The organism is Pedobacter nanyangensis (assembly GCF_003313505.1).
Lineage (GTDB): Bacteria > Bacteroidota > Bacteroidia > Sphingobacteriales > Sphingobacteriaceae > Pedobacter > Pedobacter nanyangensis.
The window spans coordinates 28211-51843 of sequence record NZ_QMHO01000013.1 but is presented as its reverse complement, the minus strand read 5'-3'; the positions used below and the strand labels follow the sequence as shown (position 1 = coordinate 51843).

The following is a 23633-nucleotide window of genomic DNA, read 5'->3' as shown; positions in this document are numbered from 1 at the left end:
TGATAAGCACATGCAAGGTTCATTCTTTAAGAAGTTTTTGAAACGCCCTAAAGTATATTAAACCGAACACAATATTTTGATAACGGTTAAGCAATTACATGACCTGTATCAGAAAAAATGCAGGCAGATAAGCCGTATCTTTGTATCACAAAGAAATAAAAAATGGCATCGGAAGATATAAGCAACCTACAGGACATTCAATTATTGGTCAACACCTTCTATTCAAGAGTAAGGGAAAACGAACTTTTAGGCCCAATATTCAATGACATCCTAAAAAATAGGTGGCCCGAGCACCTGGAAAAGATGTACCGTTTTTGGCAAACGATTTTGCTTGAGGTTCCAACCTATTCGGGAAGCCCATTTCCGCCACACGCTAAACTACCCGTAAGCCAGCTTCATTTTGATACCTGGTTACAGCTTTGGCACGGCACTTTAGATGAGTTTTTTGTAGGCGAAAAAGCGGAAGAAGCCAAATGGCGTGGCAGCCGAATGGCCGAAATGTTTATGTTCAAAATTGATTACTACCGTAATAATAATGCACAGCCTTTATTATAACCGTTTTTAATTAACAATTGACCTAAACACAATACCAAAGAAATCAAAAGTAGAGCAACCTGTAGCATTCATCTGCGCTTTTACCTGGATAGGTTTTATTTGTGCCGTTAGCTTTATGGAAGCATGGCTAAAATTTAGCGCTCCCGGGGTTACGCTACCTATTGGTTTGGGCATTGGCCGATTGGTTTTTGCAGCGGCCCTTTTCTACAGTTTTTGCAATCCACCACACCTTCCATCTTTATTACATAATCCACTAAGAAATAGCATCGTACAATAGGGCTACAGCACCATAAAGTAAGCAAATACGCCTTTCAAATAAAATTTTTATGCCCAATAGGTAATAACCTGCTTCACGATAAGATAAAGCGCCAGGCAATAAAGAAAAATGGCAATACATTTGTTGATAAGGCAGCTGCTTAAAGTAAATTTCTCCTGAATATACTTTGCAAAATAAGCATACGCATACAAGGCCAAAGCCGAGCCTGCCCCTGAGCCTATACTGAAAATTACCAGCGAAAGATAATCAGTGGTAACCCACTCGTGCAAAATAATATAGTTGCCAAAAAACAGCCAAAATGGGATTTGAACAGGGTTGAGCACTCCCAAAACCAAGCCATAGATGACGCTGCCCCGCCTGCTTTCTTCTTGTGCTTTTGGCTGGTGCACCTTATCGCGGTTTTTCCAGGCCAAGGTTGCCATTACCAATAGCAGCACGATCATGAAAACATCTACGAGGAAACTAAGCTTAAAGGTGCCCACCTTAATGGCTTCAATATCAACATCGCTAGAAACCCAACGGGCAAAACGCATCATACCGAAGGTAAAAAACACCTCTACACACGAGAAAGCAAGGATAAAGCCCCAAGCCTGGCGCATTCCCCTGTTAATGGTTAAACGGGCTAAGGTAAGGTTAATGTTTCCGGGGGGGATGTATCCCATCGCATTAAGAGCTACGCCAATTAGAAATTCGAGCAAAAGCATATTTTACGAAGTTACTATTTAAGGTGTGCTTTTAAAAACTGTCCGGTGTATGAATTTTCTACACGAATTAGGTCTTCTGGCTTGCCTTCAAAAACGACATTTCCGCCCTTGTCGCCACCTTCCGGACCAATATCAATCACCCAGTCTGCACTCTTAATCATATCCATATTATGCTCTATCACTATTACCGTACTGCCCTGCTCTATCAGTGTATTTAATGCTTTCAATAATTTTTTAATATCGTGGAAATGCAATCCCGTTGTTGGCTCATCAAAAATAAAAACCGCTTTTTGAGCATTGTTACCTTTAATCAGGAATGAAGCCAGCTTAATACGCTGAGCTTCGCCCCCCGAAAGGGTATTTGAGGATTGCCCTAAATGCACATAGCCCAAGCCTACCTCAACTAAAGGCTGTAGTTTTGCCATAATCTTGGGTTCTTTGGCGAAAAAAAATACGGCCTCGTCAATGGTCATATCCAACACATCAGACACATTTTTGTCCTGATATGTTACATCCAATACCTGTTGCTTAAATCTTTTTCCATTACAGGCTTCGCAAGGCAGATAAATATCAGCCATGAACTGCATTTCTATCTTCACTTCACCCTCACCCTGGCAAACATCGCAGCGACCGCCTTCTACGTTGAAAGAAAAGGCCGATGGTTTTAGGCCTGCGGCCTTAGCAGATGCTTGCGAAGCATATAAGGTACGGATATCATCCCAAGCTTTTACATAAGTTACAGGGTTGGAGCGCGAAGATCTGCCAATGGGATTTTGATCCACCATTTCCACCTGGTGTACCAAATCAATATTCCCAAAAATGCCATCATAAGCACCGGTTTGTTCACCGGCATAGTTACCTATGGCCTTTTGCAAAGCGGGGTATAAAATTCGCTTCACCAAACTTGTTTTGCCCGATCCCGAAACACCGCTTACACAGGTGAACACGCCCAATGGGAATTTTACTTGGATATTTTTGAGATTATTTTCTCTGGCGCCTTTGATCAGGATATGGTCGTGCCAGTTCCTACGCTTTTTAGGGACCTCAATACTTTCCTCCCCAGATAAATACTTTCCTGTTAGAGATTTTTTATCTTTAATGATTTGATTGTAGGTACCACTGAACACTAAATTACCCCCTTGGGTTCCTGCTTCGGGCCCAATATCAATCAAATGATCGGCAGCTTTCATCACTTCTTCCTCGTGCTCCACCACCAAAACGGTGTTACCCACGTTCCTTAACGATTCAAGTACGCCAATTAACCGGTGCGTATCGCGGGGGTGTAAACCAATGCTAGGTTCGTCCAGCACATACACCGAGCCTACCAAACTACTTCCCAAAGAAGTAGCCAGATTGATGCGCTGGCTCTCGCCGCCCGAAAGGGTGTTTGACAAACGGTTGAGGGTTAAATATCCTAAACCAACATTATTGAGGTATAAAATGCGGCTGCTGATTTCCGAAAGCAAACGCTTACTTATTTTTTGCTCGTTTTCAGTCAAATCAAGGCCCTCAAAGAAAGGCAAAATGCTTGAAAGCGGCATTAAAACCAACTCCAGAATAGACTTTCCGCCTACTTTTACATAGGACGCGTCTTTGCGCAAACGTGTACCCCTGCAATCAGGGCAATTGGTTTTGCCACGGTAGCGTGATAACATTACCCTGTACTGTATTTTATAGGTTTGTTCCTCCAGTTCTTTAAAAAACTCATCTAAACCTCTAACATATTTATTGCCGGTCCACAGTAATTGTTGTTGCGCTTCAGTAAGTTCGCTATATGATCTGTGGATTGGAAAATCGAATTTATCGGCATTTTTAACGAATTGCTTTAGCCAATCGCCCATTTTTTCGCCACGCCAGGGGGCAATGGCATTATCGTAAATGCTTTTGCTTTTATCTGGAATGACCAAATCTTCATCAATACCAATGATGTTTCCATAACCTTCGCAACGTTTACAGGCACCGTATGGATTATTGAAACTGAAAAAATTTGGCGTAGGCTCTTCAAATTTCAGCCCATCCAGCTCAAACCTATCACAAAAAAAGTGCTGTTTCCCGGCATGTTCTACATAGCAATCGCCCTTTCCTTCAAAGAAAGCGGTTTGCGCCGAGTCCGCAATACGGCTCAGGGTTTCATCATCGTGGGCTACCACAATACGGTCAATCAAAATAAAAACCTGATCTTGTTCCGTCAGTTCTATATCCTTAATCGAATCGTCTTCTAAAATGTCTTCAATTTTTTTAACTGCTCCTTGATAAGAAACTCTCAGAAAGCCTTTTTGTAGCAGGATGGCTAATTCTTCCTTAATGGTTCTTTTATTTTGGGGATGCAGCGGACAAAATATCGTGACCACTTCCTCATCGGCCAATGCCGATACAAAATCAACAACCGTACTCACGGTATCCTTTTTCACCTCATTGCCCGAGATTGGGGAGTACGTTCTGCCGATACGTGAATAAAGAAGCTTGAGGTAATCATATATCTCAGTAGAAGTTCCAACGGTTGACCTAGGGTTGGAGGTAATCACTTTTTGCTCAATGGCAATAGCCGGTGCAATGCCCTTGATATAATCCACATCGGGCTTGTTCATACGTCCCATAAATTGGCGGGCATAGGCCGAAAGGCTCTCCACATACCGCCGTTGCCCTTCGGCATACAGCGTGTCAAATGCTAATGACGACTTGCCCGAGCCAGACATTCCTGTAATGACTACAAATTTGTTTTTTGGAATGGCAACGTCAACATTTTTTAAATTATGTACCCTTGCCCCTTTAATTAATATATGTTGATGTGGATCTTTCTCTAGTTCCTTGCTCATGGATTACCTCTTCGCTGTAATTTACAAAGATAACTTATTAAGTTGAAAATTGTTGGCCGAAAGTGGAAAGTAGGCATTCGAAAAAGTAGTAGGGCCCTCAATAGCTTTTATCGTTTAAACTGCTTTGGCCCTTGTAAAAACAGAAATTTGGATGGTGATGCCAGGACCTGCCTTTTTCAGCTACTCTGGCAGCAGCATACCACCTGGAACATTTTGGTCCTCCGTTTTTAACAACTGATCAAAAACAGCTGTATGGCCAGGACATACCTTGGCCCGATGCCAAGAATCTTCTGGATGCTTTTCCTGGAATTTAAAACAGCTCACTATATTTGGTATAAAATTTGACAGCATAACGAAAGTCTCTTTAGGACATTTAAAGGAGGCAAATGAAATTAACGATTATCAAAAGACATAAGATTTTAGCGTTTATTCGGCATTTTTACAATTTTTAACAATTTAATTCTTTGAATCTCACAAAAAAATGTTTCTTTTGAAATTGTAACACATTAACATTCATTATTCACCAACCAAAAACTAAAAGGAGAAAAGCTATAGATTAAAACTTTTACGTGTTTATTGTTTAATAAAGATGGGTTTAATCAAACACACTCCTATGAGGTTACAACAGGTTAGTGATCAGGACTTGGTGAAGTTATATATCGGCGGTGACGAAGCTGTTATAGAAGAACTTTTACGTAGGCACAAATCCAAAATTTTCACTTCTATTTATTTATTGGTAAAAGATCAGTATTTGGCTGAAGATATTTTCCAAGATGCTTTTATTAAAGTAATTAATACCCTACGATCAGGCAGATACAATGAAGAAGGCAAATTTTTACCCTGGGTAATGCGCATTGCCCATAACTTGGTAATTGACTACTTCAGGAAAGAAAAACGTACGCCAACCATTACCAGTTCTGACGGAACCGACGTGCTTAATTTGATCCAAATTCATGAAGAAAGTGCCGAAGAGCGCATGCTCAGGGAACAAACACATACTGATTTGCGTAAAATGATCCATCATTTGCCCGACGAGCAGAAAGAAGTACTCATTATGCGCCATTATGCGGATTTGAGCTTTAAAGAAATTGCCGAACTTACCGATGTGAGTATCAATACAGCGTTGGGACGTATGCGTTACGCATTGAGCAATTTGCGAAAAATGATGAACATTAAGGAAGTAAGCGTTAGCCGAAACTAAGCAACAACAATGTTACAAGCGGCTTGATAGAGGAACAAATACCTCCACTATCATTTTAACAGAGGTTTAGCCTTATTTCGATTGGCTTTTTTAAATTATTTTAATTTTAATATCATCAGTATAAAATAAAGGTTATTGGCCGGCGTTTAATTTCTAAACAAAAAGATATAAATGCGTATGACAAAAACCTTTACTCAAACTTCATTAAAAAATTTATCGAAGCCCACTTTGGAACAGGCCGATAGCCCCGACCAAAAATTGTATGAAGCCCTTAAGCCTAAATTAGACGAGCTGTACAGAGAACCCTCAGCGGAAACGATAGCCAAGATTTTAAAATACGCTAAAAAGCGTTAGTAAAAGGCCAGCATTGCTGGCCTTTCTTATGAATAGGATAATTAACCCTAAGCTGACAAAATCCTATCATAAAAACGGCTACCTTTGCTTAGTGTAAACAAAACACTAAGCATATGCTTGTTAACAAAAAACTCATTCCCCTTACATTTGGTGGCTTAGGAATAGGCATTACAGAATTTGTGATGATGGGACTATTGCCTGATATTGCCAAAGACCTATCAATTACCATTCCTCAAGCAGGACATCTGATTTCGGCCTACGCCCTAGGTGTAGTGATTGGCGCACCTTTGTTAGCCATTATTGCAGGCAAATATCCCCCAAAATATATCCTAATTGCTTTAATGGGCTTATTTACGGTATTCAATGCCTTATCTGCTTTTGCACCAAGTTATACCACTTTATTTATCGCCCGACTGTTTTCGGGCTTACCCCATGGAGCCTTTTTTGGCGTAGGCTCGGTAGTGGCCAGCCGCATTGCTCCAAAGGGAAAAGAGGCACAGGCAGTTTCCCTGATGTTTGCCGGACTTACCATTGCCAATTTGTTTGGCGTACCACTGGGCACTTACATTGGCCATAATTTTTCATGGCGGTATTCTTTTGCTATTGTTGCCGCAGTGGGTATCATTACCTTGGTGAGCTTAAGATACTGGTTGCCATTTTTACCACCAGTTAAAAATCGCGACATCAAAAGTGAGCTTAGTTTTTTTGCTAAACGTGAAGCATGGATCATCATCTTAATGATTTCCATAGGCACAGGCGGTTTGTTTTGCTGGATCAGCTATATCAATCCTTTAATGACCGACGTAGCAGGTTTCGCCGAAGGCAGTGTAACCTACATCCTCATGCTGGCAGGACTGGGCATGCTTTTAGGCAATTTTTTTGGCGGCTATTTGGCCGACAAGTTTTCGCCAGCCAAAGCCTGCGTTTCGCTACTGCTTGCCATGTGCTCCATTTTGGTGATTGTTTTCTTCGTTTCATCCAGCCCAACGTTAGCCTTAATTACTACTTTTTTAACTGGCGCAATTGCTTTTGCTTCTGCAGCACCTATTCAAATGTTGATGATTAAAACCGCCAAGGGTTCTGAAATGATTGCTGCCTCAGCCAGCCAAGCCAGTTTTAACATAGGTAACGCCTTAGGCGCCCTATTTGGAGGTTTCCCATTAGTTTATGGCTTGAGCTACAACTATCCTTCTTTAGTTGGAGCTGGCATGGCGCTATGCGGATCTTTTTTTGCTTATGGGCTAATCAGAAGATTTTCGAAAACGAAAGCTTCGGAAAAAGTGGCAAGTAAAATAGAAATTGAAGAGGCAATAACGGAAGCCGTTTAATTTTTATCAGCTTACACATTTAACCGTAATTGTGAGGGACAAAAGCATCCAATTACACGATGCAACTAATGCTTTAGGATTGCTTCGTCATTCTTCCTCGCAATGGCGAATAGAAATAAAAAAGCGGCGCAAACTTTAAACGTTTACTCCGCTTTCTTTTTTAAATATTGCCAAATTTTACGACGATGTCTTTCTATTGCTCTTTTTTATCCGGAACAAACGTCATGGAAAGGGAATTTACGCAATGGCGTGTATTTTTGGCAGTTAAAAATTCTCCTACAAATACGTGGCCCAAATGTGCCTCACAATTGGCGCAAACAATTTCTGTACGCTGCCCATCAGGGTCTGGGATTCGCTTTACGGCTCCTTTAATTTCGTCGTCAAAGGCTGGCCAGCCGCAATGAGCATCAAATTTCGAATCTGATCTGTACAAAGGCGCATTACATCTTTTGCAGATATAAGTTCCCTTTTCAAAAAACTTATCGTATTTGCCCGTGCCAGGGTATTCGGTTCCCTTGTTTACAATAATTCTCTCTTCTTCGGGTGTTAACTTATTCCATTCCATTTTTTTTGTAGTTTTTGATGGGGTTGCTTTCTTTTCTTCCTTTTGTTGGGCGCAAGCTACAAAACTGCTGCTCAGCGCAAGTAACCCAATTAGTGTGATACGATTAAAAATTGATTTCATGGCGGGTTTACAATTGGTAATGGGCTTATGCCTTTAAACAAAAATAAACATTAATCGTTTGTTGATTTTCATACCGAAGTAAGTTTTGCATTCCCTGTAAAAAGAAAAAGCGCCCCAAAAGTTGGGACGCTTTTAAAAAATATATTTGTCGAGACTATTTTTTCAACAAAGCCGCCATTGCAGCACCAATTTCCGCAGGGCTTTCTACTACGGTGATACCACACTCACGCATAATTTTCATTTTTGCAGCAGCGGTATCATCAGCGCCGCCAACAATTGCACCGGCATGGCCCATTCTACGTCCAGCAGGCGCAGTTTGACCAGCGATAAAACCTACTACTGGCTTAGTACCGTTTTCTTTGATCCAACGAGCAGCTTCGGCTTCCATGCCACCGCCAATTTCACCAATCATGATGATACCTTCAGTTTCTGGATCGTTCATCAATAACTCTACCGCTTCTTTAGTAGGAGTACCAATAATGGGGTCACCACCGATACCAATTGCGGTAGTGATACCTAAACCAGCTTTAACCACCTGATCAACTGCCTCGTAGGTTAAAGTACCAGATTTAGAAACTACCCCAACATTACCTTTTTTGAAGATAAAACCTGGCATAATACCGATTTTAGCTTCGTCAGCAGTGATTACACCTGGGCAGTTAGGACCAATTAAACGGCTATCTTTATCAGAAAGGTAAGATTTCACCGCAATCATGTCTTTGGTTGGGATGCCTTCAGTAATACAAACGATCACTTTAATGCCTGCTTCTGCAGCTTCCATAATGGCATCAGCTGCAAACGGAGGAGGTACGAAAATAATAGATACATCAGCGCCAGCTTTATCAACCGCATCTTTAACCGTGTTAAAAACAGGCCTGCCTAAATGTTCCTGACCGCCTTTGCCAGGGGTTACCCCACCAACAACGTTTGTACCGTAAGCTATCATTTGTTCAGCATGGTAAGTACCTTCATTTCCGGTAAAACCCTGAACAATTACTTTAGAATCTTTATTTACTAAAACACTCATTGTATCTATTTTTTTGTGCAAACTTAAGTTAAATGCTACGGAATGTCAACTCTAAAAGTATATTATTTCTCATCTACTTATTTCTTTACAAATCATACAGGTATGATCTTGATATCTGATCAAAAACGATCTATTTTTAAGCATTATTTCTCACATGGAAAAAAACTTTGCCAGCCAAGTCATTGCTTTCAATCGTCAACTGCATTACCATGGGGCACTCCCTAATGATTTTCAGGTATTGAACCCCTATATGAACCATCCAGAAACCATGGAGGTTATGCAGCAGTTTTATCATAAATATTACAGTGATTTTGGCCCTCGAAAATTTATAGTTGGCATTAATCCAAGCCGCCACGGCGCCGGGGTAACAGGCGTTCCCTTTACGGATACCAAACGGTTGGAAAGTGTTTGCGGGATCAAAATGCAATCGGCCCGTACGCATGAAATCTCTTCGGTTTTTATGTATGACATGATTTCGGCCTATGGTGGGGCGGCCACCTTTTATCAGGATTTCTATATCAACTCGCCCTTTCCTTTGGCCATTATCCGAAGGGCGAAAGATGGCAAATGGCTTAACGCCAATTATTACGATGACGCCAAGCTATTTGAGATGGTGAAAGATTTTATGGTTTTATCTTTAAAAAAACACATCAGCTTAGGGTTAGACACTTCTGAGGTTTTTATTTTAGGCAAGAAAAACGCAAATTTTATCCAAAAAATTAACCATACGGAAAAATTATTTGAAAAACTGAGCATACTGGAACACCCACGATTTATCCAACAATACAAATCCCGAGAAAAACAATTATATATTGACAAATACCTGCTGGCATTAAAAAACAAAGACAACTGAAAACAGTTTTTCAGCTCTTTTTTCACCTGTTTTACCAACAACAAGGCAATATTTTATAAAATTCCCACAATAAATTCGCCCAGAAAAGAAATTTAACGATATTTACTTACAAGTTCTCGAGCTGAAACTAACTATACTAAACATTAAAAATGATAGACTCGCTGTTGAGCTACGATCATGCCTGGAAACCTTATTCCACCGGACAATCGCTAGATACAGACAAAACGCACGTATTCAGGATTGATATCAACAATCATTTCCAGAAAATCAAGAAAGAACTGGCCGACGTGCTCTCTGAACGGGAACAAGAAAAGGCCAGCAGAATGTTCACCCAAAAAGACAAAGAACGTTACGTGGTGAGTAAATTTTGTTTGCGCAGCATCTTATCCTTGTGCTTAAATACCACTCCGCAGGCCATTGAATTTATTTTCCATGAATTTAGAAAACCAACGGTAAAGGGCATAGAGTTTAACATTAGCCATACCGGCGATTATGTACTTATTGCCATTAGCCCCAAAGCGGTAGGTATTGATATTGAGTTTTTAAATGGGGAATTTGATTTCAAATCCATTTTGGACATTACTTTTTCTAAAAACGAAATTGCCTTTATTGGAGAAAAACGTGTAGACCCTAAAAATTTTTACGTTATGTGGACCCGAAAGGAGGCTTTATTAAAAGCTAGTGGTGAAGGAGTTAGCGACAACCTCCATTTAATAGAATGCTTAAATGAACAGTTGCGTTGGGACGAGGAAATTTTTAAAATGCGAACCTTTACCATTGGCGAAAACTATGTGGCCAGTATTGCCACTGCTATAGACCAAAAGGAGTTAACATTATGGAATTGGGTTTAGCCAACCAAATTGCTAAACCCATTTTATTTATTTCAGTTTTATTACGGTTATATCGTCGAACAGTAGCTTATTTGCTGCATTAAAGCAAATGGTAAGTTGGTAGCTGTCGGCATCAATGATATCAAAATCTAAGATGTACTCTTTCCATTCCTGATGTTCTACCTTGCCAATGAACGGTGTACCCGCAATATTAGAACTACTGTTTTTACCCGCAGCGTTGCTGTCTTTTTTATGTAGCGCAACAAAACGGATATCGCCACTTCCTTTCAAGAATAATTTAACTTGGTGCTTGCCAGCCTCCAAATTAAAGGGCTGCGCAAAAAACCGACGGTTATCAAATTCTTTTTGAGGTTCAAAAGTGGCTTGTATGGCAAATTTTCCAGAATGCGCTTCGGTTGACCGGGAGAAAATCCCTTCCTTTTCTATCGTATAAAATGTACCCCATTGTTTTGGAAATTGTTTACCCGCATTCCAAATTTCCATATCTCCATTGGGGATAATCGGTGTATTTTGCGCATTCGCACTGAGGTAAGCTAAAGCTCCCAAAGCAGCAAAAATCAGTTTCTTTTTCATTGATTAAATTGTTATTGTTTATAAAATTGGAAATTATCGACACTACTGTAGATGTTGTTGCCTCGGGTGTACATGCCAATAATGCACTGCCCGTTGCTCACATTGATGTTCTCTATCCTTAGCTTGGTCCAGGTTGAGCCCGGGCTGATGGCTACTTTCATTTGGGCTCCTCCAAAATCACGTGCGAAAAGGTAATTTTCCAGCAATCCAGTACCACTTCTTACCCAAGCTTGCAACGTGTACATGCCGTTGGTTAAACCTGTTATGGTTTGATTGGTTTCTACATTATAACCGCTATTTTTAAAATGTGTTAACCGATAACTTCCGGTATGCGGATTGCCCTCCAAGTAGTTTGCATCGGGATTACTGCCCGCGGTTTGCCATTGTGCCGGCGATGCCGCAGCTGCTTCATCCACTTCAAATCCCGGATTTCTTACCAGGGAGAAGCCATCTAGTCCGATTGTTGGGCTTTTTGTAGTGGCATCAAAAGTACTTTTGTTAATTGGCGGCCGATGATAATACTGAGGTTCCCAATAATAAACCCCCAAGCCTTTTTGGTTGGCTAAAGCATGTACGCCGTCTAACAGTCTAAAAATCATTTCCCGTGTGCGTTTAGGGTCATTTTGATAATAGCCACATTCTACCACCATTACCTCTTTGTTATAAGTGGCTACTAAATCCGCTAGATTGTCCAAACTGTCTTCTATATTGGCATGATAAGTTTCGAGCACCGGATAAACCGAAATCCCTACAACATCAAAAGTTGCGGCATTGGCAATTAAACCATTTAAAACCGCTTTGCAGTTAGCATTATCATAACCTTTAGAAAACTGCACCATTACTTTAATAGAGGGATCAATCGCCTTTACCGCATCATAGCCAGCTTTATGCAAAGCTGCATAGTTAACCATATTGCCAGCAATCCTGATATCGGCCATTGGCCACAACATACCATAATCGGTTTCATTGCCAATTTGCACATATTTTGGAGTAATGCCATTGGCCTTAAGGGCATTTAAACAATCTGTGGTATGGCTGGCCAACGCAGTTTTCATTTGGGCCAAGGTATAGCTGGTCCAAGCGGCCGGAATATTTTGCTGGGAAGGATCAGCCCAGCTATCACTATAATGAAACGACAATAAGATAGATAGTCCTGCAGCTTTTGCACGCAGTGCTTTGGCAACCACATCGGCAATGCTGCTGTAAAAATATGGCCCTGCCGGATTAACCCAAACCCTCAACCTGATGCTGTTTAGGCCTCGTTGCTTTAACAGTAGAAATAAATCCTGCTGATCGGTAGTGTTAAAGAACAATCGATTTTGCTGTTCCATCATCGTAACATGACTAATATCGGCTCCTTTTAGGAATTCAAAATTATTAACCGATCTAACTCCTACCGTTTGTATTAAGTTAGGTTTGGGCAATTCCTTTTCTGGGTTTACGGGCTGTTCTGCGGCTTTCTTTTTGCAAGAAGCTAGGCCAATGCCCAAAAAAGTTAGGGCAATACAAATCCTGATGATGCTGTTTTTACAAATCATGTGAGTGGTTCCTTTCTTTATTTGAGGGCTACCAGTTATCGGTTCGGAACGGTGCTACTGGCAAGCCATTTAGATTATATAGGTTACTTCCTTCGGGGTTGTTTGCCCAGGCATAGCGTACTGCCACGGGCTGCTTCACTTGGCTACTCCAAACTTCTACCTTACCATTTTTGATGGTTGCTTTGGCCCAGTAAAACTTTTTGTCGGCACCAGCAATGGCAAACTGTTTTAATTCACCATTTTTTGCCTGTAGCCCATGGCCTAAATTTTTAAATGAAATGATGATTTTATCGCCTTCCACTTTCATGGAATCATATTGTGTAACTGGATCAATGACATTTTTATCTCCATAAGCCACTTTGTAGGCGCTTAAGGCAAGCCGGTAGCCTACATCTTTTTTATTTAGGGGGTGAATATCATTTGCCTCCCCAATATCGATGGCCAAAGCTAAGCCAGCATGGGGCACCGTATTGGCCACAAAGGCCTGTGCTTCGCGTAGCCTTGGCCAGCCACCGTCTTGAGGTTCAGTAGGAGGTGCCAAATAATTGGCCAATTGCACAATCAGAAAAGGGAATTCTCCCTGTCCCCATAAGTTACGCCAATCTTTGATCATGGCCGGCAACAGTGTTCTATACTCATTAGGGTTACCGGTGTTGGCCTCTCCCTGATACCAGGCTACGCCTTTAATGGTATAGCCCGCAATAGGTAGCAGTTTGCTAAAATATTGGATCCCGGGCATGTACTCCAGCCTTAAAAAGGTTTTTACTGGCATAGCTGGCATTTGGTGGCCAATTTGATAAAGCCAGTCGCCAGTTAAATCGATATATTTTTCTGCGTTGCCCAATCGATATTGCTTACCAGGGATGATACCACCCCTACCTTCTTTATCCACAACTCTTACGGCAATGACATTTTCCCCCGCTTTTAGTAAACCATTTGGGATTTGGTAGCGTCTTTCCAAATATCGGTTATTCTTTGTTCCAAGGGCAACGCCATTTAAATAAGTGGTATCAATATCATCTATCAAACCCAGTTCGAGGTAATTGGGTTTGTCAAGCATTTCACGGGGCACATTTACTTGTTTGCGCATCCAAACTACACCATCAACATCCACTCCCTGATCTTCCCATGCGCCCGGCACTTTAATTTTTTTCCACTCGGCAACATTGATATTAGGCTTTGACCATATCGGTGTTCTACCATTCAATCCTTTATCATTTTTATTAAGTTCCACAAACCATTGATCATGAGTTTGTTTGTCTTTTTGCAATGCGGCCTGTGCAAAGGCTTCATCTTTATATGGAGCGGCTTTTTTCAGATAATGTGGGTATTGTTGCAATGCTTCGTCGCTCATCCAGGCCTCTGCCGGGGAGCCGGGGTAGCTTGAGTGGATAATGCCAATGGGCACTTTATATTTTTGGTAAAGGTTAAGGGCAAAGAAGTAACCAACGGCGCTAAAGCCCAAAACATTTTGCGGATTGGCACTTTTCCATGAACCTTCATCAATGTCTTGTCGTAAAACATAGCTATATCTGTTCTTCACTGAAAATTCCCTGATTTGATTGTTCGTAGAACTGGCAATTTCGTTCCTGTAAAGCTCCTTGGATTTAGAGAGCAGGAATTCCATATTGGATTGTCCAGAGCATAGCCAAACATCACCTAACAAAATATCTTTTAGCACCATCGTGTTATTTCCTTTTATGGTCATTTGATAGGGACCCCCTGCTTTCATTGCAGGTAAAAAGGCTTGCCATTTTTGGTCTTGCCCGGCAATGGTTTTAACGGTATGTCCATTAAATTCGATGGTAATTTCTTCGTTAGGAGAGGCCCAGCCCCAGAGTTTTACTTTTTGGTCTCGTTGTAGTATCATGCCATTGCTCACAAGCTTTGGCAGGGTTACATCTCCATGGGCCGAGCATATCCATAAGCTCAGAAAGAATAGTAAATAAGCTGCTTTTTTCATTTCTCAAAGGATTTGCATTAGTTCTCGAGCGGTTTTAAATTGGCTTTAGTTGATTCATTTTTATCGGGAGAGGTAAATAAGACCCGAATGTTTTTTTTGCTGTTGGCGGGGAGCTTAAATTCGAAGCCCAATAGAATGGTTCCTGGGTTTGGCGCATCGTAACTTTTTGGCGGATCGGTAGTCCAGGTTTGCAGTTTTACTTCAGCCAAACCTTCCACATGAACTTTCAATTGCTTGCCCTTACTGCTTAAAAGTGCGGTGCCATTTGTTAAACTTTCTATTTTTGCCTGGGTAAGCATGGCCCATCTTACGGTCACTTCCTTATCGCCTGCGGTGAGTTCATCCTGCAAGGCCACTCGTGTTTTATTAATGATGGAAATTTCCCTTTGGGCTTGGCTCAAATCGGGCCAAAACACCGTAGAAAGATCAAAAACCGCGGCGGTAAAATTGGGATCCGTTGTTTTGGAAACCAGTTTAGCATTGCCAGCCATATTGTGTAGCTTACCGTTAACGGTTAAGGTATTGTGGGAATGGTTATTTAAGCGGAAAACCTGCCAGCGTTGTGATTTCTGGCTCATGTCCCAAATGCTCAAACCGGCAGATTCAAGCGAATTATATTGTTGCATGCCAAGTTCCGAAGCCCATCTTACCCCATCCATATCCAGCACAAAAGATCCGGCATCCATGTGGGCATGCCCCACCGAAGCGGTTCCGCCCTTGAAACCTACATAAATATCTTTTCCTTTTGTCCAGCCGCTTCTTAGCACCGCAATTTCATTTTCAGCTTTACCAAACCAAAGGTTTGTAGTGGGAGTGGCAATATCATTTATTTTAACGCCTTTTGCCCAAATCATGGCGGCAGGCAACAAGCGGTTTGATTTGACATTGTATTTTGAAGTAAGCAGGTATTCTTTTTCGATAAAGAGCAGCGATTGATCTTTTAGTTTATCGGCAAACCAAAACATTGCTGGCTGCAACCCTTCTATTCCGCCTGCATCGCCATAGTTAAAGGCTAGGCCTGAGGTACCAACCAGATTTTCGTAAAAAGCTGCAGTTTGCAGAAACCCTGGTTGTGCCGACAAGCCAAAATCGGTACCGAAAAGTTTTTCGAGCGCACTGATAAAAAACACGTTAAACGAAGTTCCGTAGGCCCAATAGCTGTAGCCTTCCATATAATTTCCTTCGGGTGCATAAGCGGCCATAGGCAATTTGATACTTTGGATAGCTTTTTGGATGATTTGCGTAGATATTTCAGGCTGTTGCTCAAAAACGGCAAGCGCCCCGTAGCTAATTCCCGTATTGCATACTTGGTTCCAGTTGTTCTTCCCTCTTTGCCAACCATTGTATTTCGGATCAAGGGCTGGAGTTAAGCCTTTTTCAATAATTGCCCTGCTGATCATGTCTCTGGAGTTTTTTGATAACTTCGGATACAACCAATCGTAACCGATGGATACGGCCATAGTCATTTCGGCCACGTCCAAAAAGTGACTGGGATTCCAATCTTCGAAACCGGAAACCGCTAATAGTTCTTCTTCACATTTTTTAAAATACTCGTCACTGCCTGTCATCCGCCATGCGTAGGAAAGATAGAATACGCGGCGCAATGCTTCCCTGGAAACCTGAAGCAAACGGCGACCAATCAACTTTCTTTCCATGGGCGCAAGTTTTAAGATGGCCTTACTTTCTTCTATAATGGCATAGTTCACGTCAGCCCAAGCTTTCTCTTTTTTGATTTCGGTTTTAATGTGTTCTTCGTCGCCTTGCAGAAGCAATAAACGGGGATGTGCCTTGATTTTAGCAACATCTATTTGCTGTGCATAGGTGGCACTTGCAAAAAACAGACTGACCAGCAGGGTTAAAAATTTCATCTCATTTAAAAACTAGGCTGCCGATAATATTTTCCTGTATCTATTCAAAGCTTCAAGATAATAATAATCTGCGTAAACTAAAGGCACATCTATCTCTACACCATGGGCTATGCTGCCCACGCTATGCCTCAACAAAAACCCACCGTTGGTACCATATTTTGCAAAATAGGCCGAACCGCTTAGGCTTTTAAGAATTTTTACTCCGGCATCGCGATATTTTTTGGCGTTTATACCACTAAAAGTACTTAATTCCAGCAGGGCTGATGCTGTAACGGCGGCTGCCGAGGCATCGCGATAATTGGTGGGCGTATCTTTGGCTTTTGAGCGTATTGATGGAGTGTATCCGTTTTGGTTAGCGTTAAAATCCCAGTAGGCCACAAAATCAGAAGGTAAATCGCTGTGATCAATATAATAATCAGCCATTTTTGAGGCAACTTTCAAATATCTAGGATCCTGCGTTTCCCGATAGGTCATGGTAAATCCATAAATGCCCCACGACTGCCCCCTGGCCCAGGTAGAATTATTGGCGTAGCCCTGGGCCGTTTCCCTCGAAAGTACTTTTCCATTTTGCGGATCGTAACATACCACATGATAGGAACTGTAATCATCACGTATTTGGTTTTGCATGGTCTTTTCGGCATGGCTCAACGCAATTTCCCGATAGCTTTGGTTGCCGGTAACCTTTGAAGCAAAAAATAACAGTTCAAGGTTCATCATGTTATCGATAATTACCGGAAAATCATAGCGGCCTTTCCCATCCCAAGAGCCAAACTTGTCCCATGATTTAATTACACCGGTTTTTTCACTAAAACGTGTACTTAACGACTGGGCTGCCTGCACCAAAATATCTTTATATTTTTCGTTTTTAGTCATGCGATAGGCATTGCCGTAGCTACAATAAACCATGAAACCTAAATCGTGATGCTCGGTAAAGCTTTTTAGAGGTTCTAACTTTTCGGTCCATTTAATGGCTTGGGCTTTAAGCTGAGGGTTTCCGGTACCTTCATAGCCGTACCACAAACTACCTGCAAAAAAGCCAGAGGTCCATTCATACATATTGGTGAATATTACCTTACCGCATTGATCAATTGTTCTGGGGTAGAGCGTGTCCACCCGGTTGGCGGTATCTAATAATTTACCGAGCTGTTTTTCGGAAGCAGAAAAATGCTGTTTCACAAAAGACATTTCGTTTGGATCGGCTACAAAGGCCAGCAAGGTGCTGAGGGCAAGAAATAGTATCGGCAAGATCGCTTTAGGTTTCATGGTTTATGGCTTAGTTAATGATTTTAATTTTGACTTCTTTTACGGTGGTTACCGCTTGATCATATTTGGAATTTGTGGCGACAAAGCTTACGGTAAAAGTTCCTACTTTATTGTAAATGAATTGGTATTCTTTTAAACGATCATCGTTATATGCCTTAATTCCCTGCCCCAAATCGGGAGAGATGGAAGTAAGGTCAATTGCCGTGGTGACGGCCCAATCGTTACTGGCCAAAGTACTGTTGTAGCCAATGCTGATCCTGTCGTCGCTTGAAGCATTCCTGAAATCCCAAATGCGGTTAGCCGCCGCCCCACCCGTGGCCAGATAAGGGTCTTCGGTTGGCCTTGCGTTGAAATCAAAAGCTGTCCATCCGGCGTTTCCTGTTCTCATAATATCATAATCGGTGCCGTCGGCTTGGTTGGCTACCCTAAAATTCCGCACCTGATAGCGAGGGAAGTCGGTATTCACTGGCCTATCGTATTTAAAGGCAACATATAAAGGTTTACTCGCATACGCAGTTAAATCAATTTTAGGAGATAGCTGTGTAGTTTGTGTGGTTGGGAGATTACATTGATCGGTAATATCAGTCCAAGTGGCCTTGGTAATATTTTCGGCATCCTTTACACGATCTTTGGTAAAGCCCGCAAAATCAGACGAGAGTAGCACATGGAAAAAGCCAGAGGGCATATTTCCATTTTCTATCTGTGTGTTAAACTGTAGGTAGGGCAATCCTTGTATTTTAGTTCTATCGCGGTGCTGGTACATCATTCCTGGTTCTCCGGAATAAAAAGTTACCATATCAACGGCACCGCTAAAATTAAACCTTACACTGCTTCCCACTTTAAAAACGGGAATGCCATCATCGGTTTGCACTGCATTTTCAGTGGCTACGCTTACACTAAATTCGGGTGTAGCTAAATCATTGTTTTTACATGATGCAAAAACAATGATAACGCCAACCAATAAGATCAATTTCTTTATTATCATATCTACCAAAATCTATTTTGTTTCATTTGATTGTTAAGGTTCAGTTCTTTTTGCGGGATAGGGAACAGCCTGTATTTTTCGGTCATCTTACTTGCTATTGCCGCCATAATGGTACGCTGTGAAGCATTTGCAGTACGTCCGTTTCCGTTATTTGCTGAAAGGAACGGTTCGGCAGCGGCCTGTTGCATGGCTTGTTCAAATATGCCCCAACGTATTAAATCATGCTTTCTAATTCCCTCAAAACATAGTTCTCTGGCTCTTTCGTCCCTAATTACTTGTCGCAGGTCATCCGTGTTCGTAATGGTGATTACCGTACTACCTGTAGAAGTGGCGTAAGGTTTTACCCCGGCTCTTGCCCTCACCTCGTTAATGGCTTCCAATGCAACATTGGTTATGCCATGCAATTCATTCTCCGCTTCTGCAATCATTAAAAGCACATCTGAATATCTGATGATGGGGAAATTAGTTTCGTTGTTGTTTTTCACTTTTGGCTTCAGCGTTTCCTCCTCCCTGCGCCATTTTGCCGAACACCTATCTGCAATAGCAGTAAAAGTGGTTAGCTTTTGATTATAAGGCCCTGGGCTGGTCACGTTGTAACGGTGCGGGGCAATGCTGCGATACTTGCGCTTGTCGGTATCCTCAAACAAATCCCAAAGTTTTAGCCTTACCCTGATATAACCGTAGGAATAGCCTAAAGCATCGGACTCATCATAACAAATAATGCCATTGGTGACCCCAACCCAGCTATATTTATCATCTTTCCCCGGATCGGTGGTTGGGTTTCCAGTAAAATCAGCTTCCCACATGCTCTCACGATATTGCGTTTCGTAAATGTTTTTAGAGTGGTTGGTAAAGATTTCATCATAGTTTGGATTGAGTTTGTGCAACCCACTTTCTTTGACTTTAGTAGCCCAAAAAAGGGCCTTTTCATACATGCCTGCCATTTTTAGGGGCTCGCCTGCCATTTTAAGATAAATACGTGCGAGTATGGCCTGTGCTACCGTAATGCTCACTCTGCTGGTATGGCTATAAGCGGTGGCAGGCTCCAAGGTGTTGGCATTGATCACATCTTCCATTTCGGCAACTACCATTTGCAATACCTCACTTGATGCTGTTTGTGGTATATTTACATGGGTAACGCTTGCATTTGATTTTAAGCGTACCGGAATATCGCCCCACAAATCGGTGAGCAGGTAATGGTAATAGGCTCTTAAAAATCTGGTTTCGCCAATGTATTTAACGCGTACCGCATTGTCCATTTCAGCCTTATCAATATTTTCCAAAAGCACGTTTGCCCGTTCAATGCCTTCGTACAGGCGTTGCCACATCATCATAATTTGTGGCTGCGCAGCGGTGTAGTTCCAGCCTGAAAGGCGATCAATCAGGTTTACTTCGGCCTGGTTCCAATAGCCTAAATCGTCCATTGCGCCGTCAATTACCATGTACCTACCGTAGGTAAAGTGACTGCCGAGAGTTACATAGATACCAGCTAAAGCACTTTTCACTTCGGCTTCGTTACGGAAATAATTTTCTGGGGAGAGGAAATCTTTGGGCGTAGTTTCTAAAAATTTCTTGCAAGAGCTGCTCAATAGCAACACGCTGAACAAGCTGATGAATAGGATGTTATTTTTCATGTTTGGATGCTATTTTAAATTCATATTTAAACCAAATGTGATGGTATTGGATCTTGGGTAAGCCGAGAAATCAAAACCAGGGGTTAGTGCTCCGGGCCTCGTTGAAACTTCCGGGTCCATCCCTGTATAGTTGGTCCAGGTCCATAAGTTTTGCGCCGAAACATACATTCTCAAGCTTTGGACAAATGATTTACCTAACAGTTTTGCTGGCAGGTTGTAGCCCAAGGCAACGGTTTTTAAGCGCAAATAGGAACCATCTTCAATACCGTAAGATGAATAGTAACTGCCCGAACCTTCATTAACCCTCGGAATATTACTGTTCGGATTTTCGGGCGTCCACCTGTTGGCATAAGAAGCATACATGTTAGAATGTGGCATATAATAACGCTCAAACATATATTTGTTGGCATTCAGGATGTCGTTTCCATAACTCCATTGGAAAAACACGCTTAAATCGAAATTCTTATAGCTAAAAGTATTGTTCAAGCCGCCAGTGTGCAGCGGAAATCCGTTGCCAATCACTGTTCGGTCGTTAGCGTCAATAATCCCATCGCCATTAATGTCGCGATATTTCATATCACCTGGTCTGACGTTTGCCCTAGAGCCTGGATAGGCAATGTTGTCTTTTAAATAATAGGTACTTCCAGTTTGGGTAAACTCGCTTGGCTTGTAGGTGCCGTCGTAAACAAATCCGAACATTAAACCTACCGGTTCGCCTTTTCTGGCAATGTAGGCTGGTTGCGTATCACGGCTATATTCCCACCACACCGAAGTAGCTAGGGTTTCTTGATTTTCGGTTAGCGAAATCACTTTATTTCTATTGAAAGCGATGTTGAAACTGGAAGTCCACATGAAATCCCGTTTTTTCATGTTAATGGTGTTGAGCGTAATTTCCAATCCACGGTTTTCTACTTCCCCAATATTTTTAAAGGAACTGAGGTATCCCGATGATCCTGGCAATTGTGCATTTAACAAAAGGTCTTTCGTTCTTTTCTGATACACTTCAACGGTAAGGTTTAGCCGTTTTTTCAGCATGCTTAAATCAAGCCCAATGTTTGTCATTACGGTACTTTCCCACTTCAACTCGGGATTGCCCATTACCGTTTTGGCGCTGCCAATAATCAGCTCGCCACCAAAATAATAGCGATCGGGCCTTAGTGCGGTAATTTGCGGAAGAGAAGCATATTCACCTACCCGGTTATTGCCTGTAGTTCCCCAGCTTAGGCGAAGTTTGGCGTCGTCCACAAACTTGAATGATTTCATGAATTTTTCGCTGCTAAAACGCCACATCAGGGACGCAGAAGGAAAATAGCCCCAGCGGTTTTGCGGCGAAAATTTGGAAGAACCGTCGGCCCGCATGGTACCCGTAAAATAGTATTTACCGGCGTAGTTGTAGTTTATACGGCTATAGTACGACATGAGGGTCCAATCGTTGCGATAAGTGTTCATGGAGTAGAAACTGCCCTGATCCATGCCGCTCATGCCCAAGGTTTCATAAGGGATTTGCTGCATGCGGGTATAGTTGTACAAATGGTCTTCGTACTGTAACGAAAAACCGCCCATGGCCTCGAAAGCATGTTTACGTTTTTTTAGGTTATAGGTTAGGGTGTTTTCGTTCAGCCAGTTTGATTTTTCATCATACATTTGCCCGGCATTAACGCCTAAAGTTGTGGTAAGTGGGTTGCCACTACGGCTTTTCGAGTTGTTAAAAATATCGTTGCGGATGTTATTTTTGGAGTAGCCAACAATGGTCCTAAATTTTAGATTACGTAGGATATTAACATCCACATAGCCATTGGCCATCATAAATGTAAAGACATTGTCGTTTTGCTCATTTTTAACTGCAACTACTGGGTTAATCCTGTAATTATCATTGGAATTAAGGATGGGGTCGAAAAGATCATTTTCCAGATCAAAATTACTAGAGCCCGTCACTGGCCTGTAGGCCCAAGTATTTTGCATGATATTATAAGTAGCTGTACCATCAGAAAGGAAAGTGCCGCTATACTTACTTCTGGAGTAGGTTAGTTTTGCACCTAGCTTTAACCACTTCCTAACATCTTGATCTAAAGAAAAACGTCCCTGAACGCGATCAAAACCAGTATTGAGCACTACGCCATCTTGCCCGGTGTAGGAAAAGGAAAGATTGTATTTAGTGCCTGCGTTGCCCGAAAGGATAGAAAGTCCATGTTTTTGCATAGGTGCCGTTCTAAACATATCATCCTGGAAGTCTTTTCCTGTTCCACGGTAACTTTCCAAAGTTCGTCCACCAAAAAAGTAGTAGTCTTCCATGGTTTGAGTTCCAAAAACTTCGCCTTGCAACTTCACAAACTCATAACCATCCATCATTTCCATTTTTTTCAGTACCGACTGGACACCGTAAAAGCCATCATAACTAATGGTTGGTTTAGCGTCCTTTCCAGTTTTGGTAGTAATCATTACAACCCCATTGGCGCCTCTTGCTCCATAAATGGCTGTTGCCGATGCATCCTTCAAAATTTCTATGGACTCGATATCTTTTGGATCAATGGCGTTACTCATCGACGTTTCTACAGGGAAACCATCAATCACATACAAAGGGTTGTTATTTTGGGTTAACGAGTTTGCACCTCTGATCACGATATCAGCCTCAGCCCCGGGCCTACCTTCGCCTGATACCACGTTTACTCCGGCCACACGGCCTGCCAAACTTTGGTCGAAGCCCAACACCGAGGCCTTTTGCATTTCTTTGATATCAGCCTTATCTACCGCTCCAGTTAAATCACGTTTGGCTACGGTTCCATAACCAATCACCACTACTTCGCTCAGGTCATTAATTTCGCGTACAAGCTTAATGTTAAGTAATGTTCTTTGGTTTACGATGATTTCCTGGCGCTGAAAACCCAACATCGAAAAAACCAGTACAGGATTACCATTGCCTGCCGGGATGTTGATGCTGTAATTGCCCAAACTATCAGACAAAGCCACCGTTGCTGTACCTTTTAGGGAAATACTTACACCTGGCATGCCCAGGTTCTCATCATCGGTAATTTTACCTTTTACGTTTTGGGCACTTGCCGCTAAGGCACAACACATTACACTAAGCACAGCTAAAACTAACTTGGTGAAAAATGGCTGTTTTAATTTATTGGTTTTTAGTTGCATATCTGGTTTGATCG

At 41.9% G+C, this 23633-nt stretch carries 18 protein-coding genes and 1 pseudogene; 6 read left to right on the top strand and 13 right to left on the bottom strand.

The annotated features are described in order from the left end of the window. Positions 1 to 162: 162 nt before the first annotated feature. On the top strand, positions 163 to 555 hold the full coding sequence (locus tag DUT71_RS17220) for a group III truncated hemoglobin (RefSeq protein WP_113663788.1): 393 nt from the start codon (positions 163 to 165) through the stop codon (positions 553 to 555). Positions 556 to 561: 6 nt separating this feature from the next. Here DUT71_RS17220 and DUT71_RS20275 read toward each other — a convergent pair whose 3' ends face one another. From DUT71_RS20275 to uvrA, 3 genes are all read right to left on the bottom strand, one after another. Continuing rightward, positions 562 to 729 carry a hypothetical protein gene (locus DUT71_RS20275; protein ID WP_162796096.1) on the bottom strand — a complete coding sequence of 56 codons (168 nt, stop codon included), beginning with the start codon at positions 727 to 729 and terminating at the stop codon, positions 562 to 564. Positions 730 to 879: 150 nt separating this feature from the next. Continuing rightward, entirely contained in the window at positions 880 to 1494 is a 615-nt protein-coding gene (locus tag DUT71_RS17215) for a LysE family transporter (RefSeq protein ID WP_240186974.1), read from the bottom strand. Positions 1495 to 1550: 56 nt separating this feature from the next. After that, positions 1551 to 4352, bottom strand: coding sequence for an excinuclease ABC subunit UvrA (gene uvrA, locus DUT71_RS17210; RefSeq protein WP_113663786.1), 2802 nt, complete (start codon positions 4350 to 4352; stop codon positions 1551 to 1553). Between the two features lie 613 nt (positions 4353 to 4965). On the opposite strand from uvrA, the gene DUT71_RS17205 reads away from it, so the two are divergent. From DUT71_RS17205 to DUT71_RS17200, 3 genes are all read left to right on the top strand, one after another. Beyond that, complete coding sequence (locus DUT71_RS17205; RefSeq protein ID WP_113663855.1) at positions 4966 to 5553, top strand: RNA polymerase sigma factor; 588 nt, start codon at positions 4966 to 4968, stop codon at positions 5551 to 5553. Positions 5554 to 5724: 171 nt separating this feature from the next. Further along, complete coding sequence (locus tag DUT71_RS20270) at positions 5725 to 5907, top strand: hypothetical protein (RefSeq protein ID WP_205313981.1); 183 nt, start codon at positions 5725 to 5727, stop codon at positions 5905 to 5907. 113 nt (positions 5908 to 6020) lie between these two features. Then, positions 6021 to 7235, top strand: a complete 1215-nt coding sequence (locus DUT71_RS17200; protein ID WP_113663785.1) for an MFS transporter — start codon at positions 6021 to 6023, stop codon at positions 7233 to 7235. A gap of 193 nt (positions 7236 to 7428) precedes the next feature. On the opposite strand, the gene DUT71_RS17195 is transcribed toward DUT71_RS17200, so the two are convergent. Together DUT71_RS17195 and sucD are read right to left on the bottom strand one after the other, a co-directional pair. Further along, the gene (locus tag DUT71_RS17195; RefSeq protein ID WP_113663784.1) at positions 7429 to 7920 is read right to left on the bottom strand and encodes a methionine-R-sulfoxide reductase; all 492 of its coding nucleotides are present in this window, start codon (positions 7918 to 7920) and stop codon (positions 7429 to 7431) included. Positions 7921 to 8074: 154 nt separating this feature from the next. Then, the gene (sucD, locus tag DUT71_RS17190; protein ID WP_113663783.1) at positions 8075 to 8947 is read right to left on the bottom strand and encodes a succinate--CoA ligase subunit alpha; all 873 of its coding nucleotides are present in this window, start codon (positions 8945 to 8947) and stop codon (positions 8075 to 8077) included. A 154-nt stretch (positions 8948 to 9101) separates the two neighbouring features. On the opposite strand from sucD, the gene DUT71_RS17185 reads away from it, so the two are divergent. Beyond that, entirely contained in the window at positions 9102 to 9800 is a 699-nt protein-coding gene (locus tag DUT71_RS17185; RefSeq protein WP_113663782.1) for an SMUG2 DNA glycosylase family protein, read from the top strand. Between the two features lie 149 nt (positions 9801 to 9949). Continuing rightward, positions 9950 to 10651 (top strand): 4'-phosphopantetheinyl transferase family protein, encoded by a 702-nt coding sequence (locus DUT71_RS17180; protein ID WP_113663781.1) that lies wholly within the window; start codon positions 9950 to 9952, stop codon positions 10649 to 10651. Between the two features lie 27 nt (positions 10652 to 10678). On the opposite strand, the gene DUT71_RS17175 is transcribed toward DUT71_RS17180, so the two are convergent. The 8 genes and pseudogenes from DUT71_RS17175 to DUT71_RS17140 form a co-directional block, all read right to left on the bottom strand. Continuing rightward, on the bottom strand, positions 10679 to 11224 hold the full coding sequence (locus tag DUT71_RS17175) for a hypothetical protein (protein ID WP_113663780.1): 546 nt from the start codon (positions 11222 to 11224) through the stop codon (positions 10679 to 10681). Positions 11225 to 11235: 11 nt separating this feature from the next. After that, entirely contained in the window at positions 11236 to 12762 is a 1527-nt protein-coding gene (locus DUT71_RS17170) for a glycosyl hydrolase 53 family protein (RefSeq protein ID WP_113663779.1), read from the bottom strand. A gap of 28 nt (positions 12763 to 12790) precedes the next feature. Further along, a complete protein-coding gene (locus tag DUT71_RS17165; protein ID WP_113663778.1) occupies positions 12791 to 14725 on the bottom strand; it encodes a sialate O-acetylesterase in 1935 nt (644 codons plus the stop codon). A 17-nt stretch (positions 14726 to 14742) separates the two neighbouring features. Further along, entirely contained in the window at positions 14743 to 16593 is a 1851-nt protein-coding gene (locus tag DUT71_RS17160) for a heparinase II/III domain-containing protein (RefSeq protein WP_113663777.1), read from the bottom strand. A gap of 12 nt (positions 16594 to 16605) precedes the next feature. Then, entirely contained in the window at positions 16606 to 17856 is a 1251-nt protein-coding gene (locus DUT71_RS17155) for a glycoside hydrolase family 88 protein (protein ID WP_113663776.1), read from the bottom strand. A 370-nt stretch (positions 17857 to 18226) separates the two neighbouring features. Continuing rightward, a pseudogene (locus DUT71_RS20610) lies at positions 18227 to 18841 on the bottom strand (DUF5017 domain-containing protein); the annotation flags it as partial. 2 nt (positions 18842 to 18843) lie between these two features. Continuing rightward, positions 18844 to 20475, bottom strand: a complete 1632-nt coding sequence (locus DUT71_RS17145) for a RagB/SusD family nutrient uptake outer membrane protein (RefSeq protein WP_113663774.1) — start codon at positions 20473 to 20475, stop codon at positions 18844 to 18846. 9 nt (positions 20476 to 20484) lie between these two features. Beyond that, the gene (locus tag DUT71_RS17140) at positions 20485 to 23619 is read right to left on the bottom strand and encodes a SusC/RagA family TonB-linked outer membrane protein (RefSeq protein WP_205313980.1); all 3135 of its coding nucleotides are present in this window, start codon (positions 23617 to 23619) and stop codon (positions 20485 to 20487) included. Positions 23620 to 23633 lie beyond the last annotated feature (14 nt).

Excerpts from the sequence above, each read along its gene's own strand:
- DUT71_RS17220 (WP_113663788.1), top strand. The coding sequence starts at position 163 with ATGGCATCGGAAGATATAAGCAACCTACAGGACATTCAATTATTGGTC.
- DUT71_RS20275 (WP_162796096.1), bottom strand. The coding sequence starts at position 729 with ATGCCCAAACCAATAGGTAGCGTAACCCCGGGAGCGCTAAATTTTAGC.
- DUT71_RS17215 (WP_240186974.1), bottom strand. The coding sequence starts at position 1,494 with ATGGGATACATCCCCCCCGGAAACATTAACCTTACCTTAGCCCGTTTA.
- uvrA (WP_113663786.1), bottom strand. The coding sequence starts at position 4,352 with ATGAGCAAGGAACTAGAGAAAGATCCACATCAACATATATTAATTAAA.
- DUT71_RS17205 (WP_113663855.1), top strand. The coding sequence starts at position 4,966 with ATGAGGTTACAACAGGTTAGTGATCAGGACTTGGTGAAGTTATATATC.
- DUT71_RS20270 (WP_205313981.1), top strand. The coding sequence starts at position 5,725 with ATGCGTATGACAAAAACCTTTACTCAAACTTCATTAAAAAATTTATCG.
- DUT71_RS17200 (WP_113663785.1), top strand. The coding sequence starts at position 6,021 with ATGCTTGTTAACAAAAAACTCATTCCCCTTACATTTGGTGGCTTAGGA.
- DUT71_RS17195 (WP_113663784.1), bottom strand. The coding sequence starts at position 7,920 with ATGAAATCAATTTTTAATCGTATCACACTAATTGGGTTACTTGCGCTG.
- sucD (WP_113663783.1), bottom strand. The coding sequence starts at position 8,947 with ATGAGTGTTTTAGTAAATAAAGATTCTAAAGTAATTGTTCAGGGTTTT.
- DUT71_RS17185 (WP_113663782.1), top strand. The coding sequence starts at position 9,102 with ATGGAAAAAAACTTTGCCAGCCAAGTCATTGCTTTCAATCGTCAACTG.
- DUT71_RS17180 (WP_113663781.1), top strand. The coding sequence starts at position 9,950 with ATGATAGACTCGCTGTTGAGCTACGATCATGCCTGGAAACCTTATTCC.
- DUT71_RS17175 (WP_113663780.1), bottom strand. The coding sequence starts at position 11,224 with ATGAAAAAGAAACTGATTTTTGCTGCTTTGGGAGCTTTAGCTTACCTC.
- DUT71_RS17170 (WP_113663779.1), bottom strand. The coding sequence starts at position 12,762 with ATGATTTGTAAAAACAGCATCATCAGGATTTGTATTGCCCTAACTTTT.
- DUT71_RS17165 (WP_113663778.1), bottom strand. The coding sequence starts at position 14,725 with ATGAAAAAAGCAGCTTATTTACTATTCTTTCTGAGCTTATGGATATGC.
- DUT71_RS17160 (WP_113663777.1), bottom strand. The coding sequence starts at position 16,593 with ATGAAATTTTTAACCCTGCTGGTCAGTCTGTTTTTTGCAAGTGCCACC.
- DUT71_RS17155 (WP_113663776.1), bottom strand. The coding sequence starts at position 17,856 with ATGAAACCTAAAGCGATCTTGCCGATACTATTTCTTGCCCTCAGCACC.
- DUT71_RS17145 (WP_113663774.1), bottom strand. The coding sequence starts at position 20,475 with ATGAAAAATAACATCCTATTCATCAGCTTGTTCAGCGTGTTGCTATTG.
- DUT71_RS17140 (WP_205313980.1), bottom strand. The coding sequence starts at position 23,619 with ATGCAACTAAAAACCAATAAATTAAAACAGCCATTTTTCACCAAGTTA.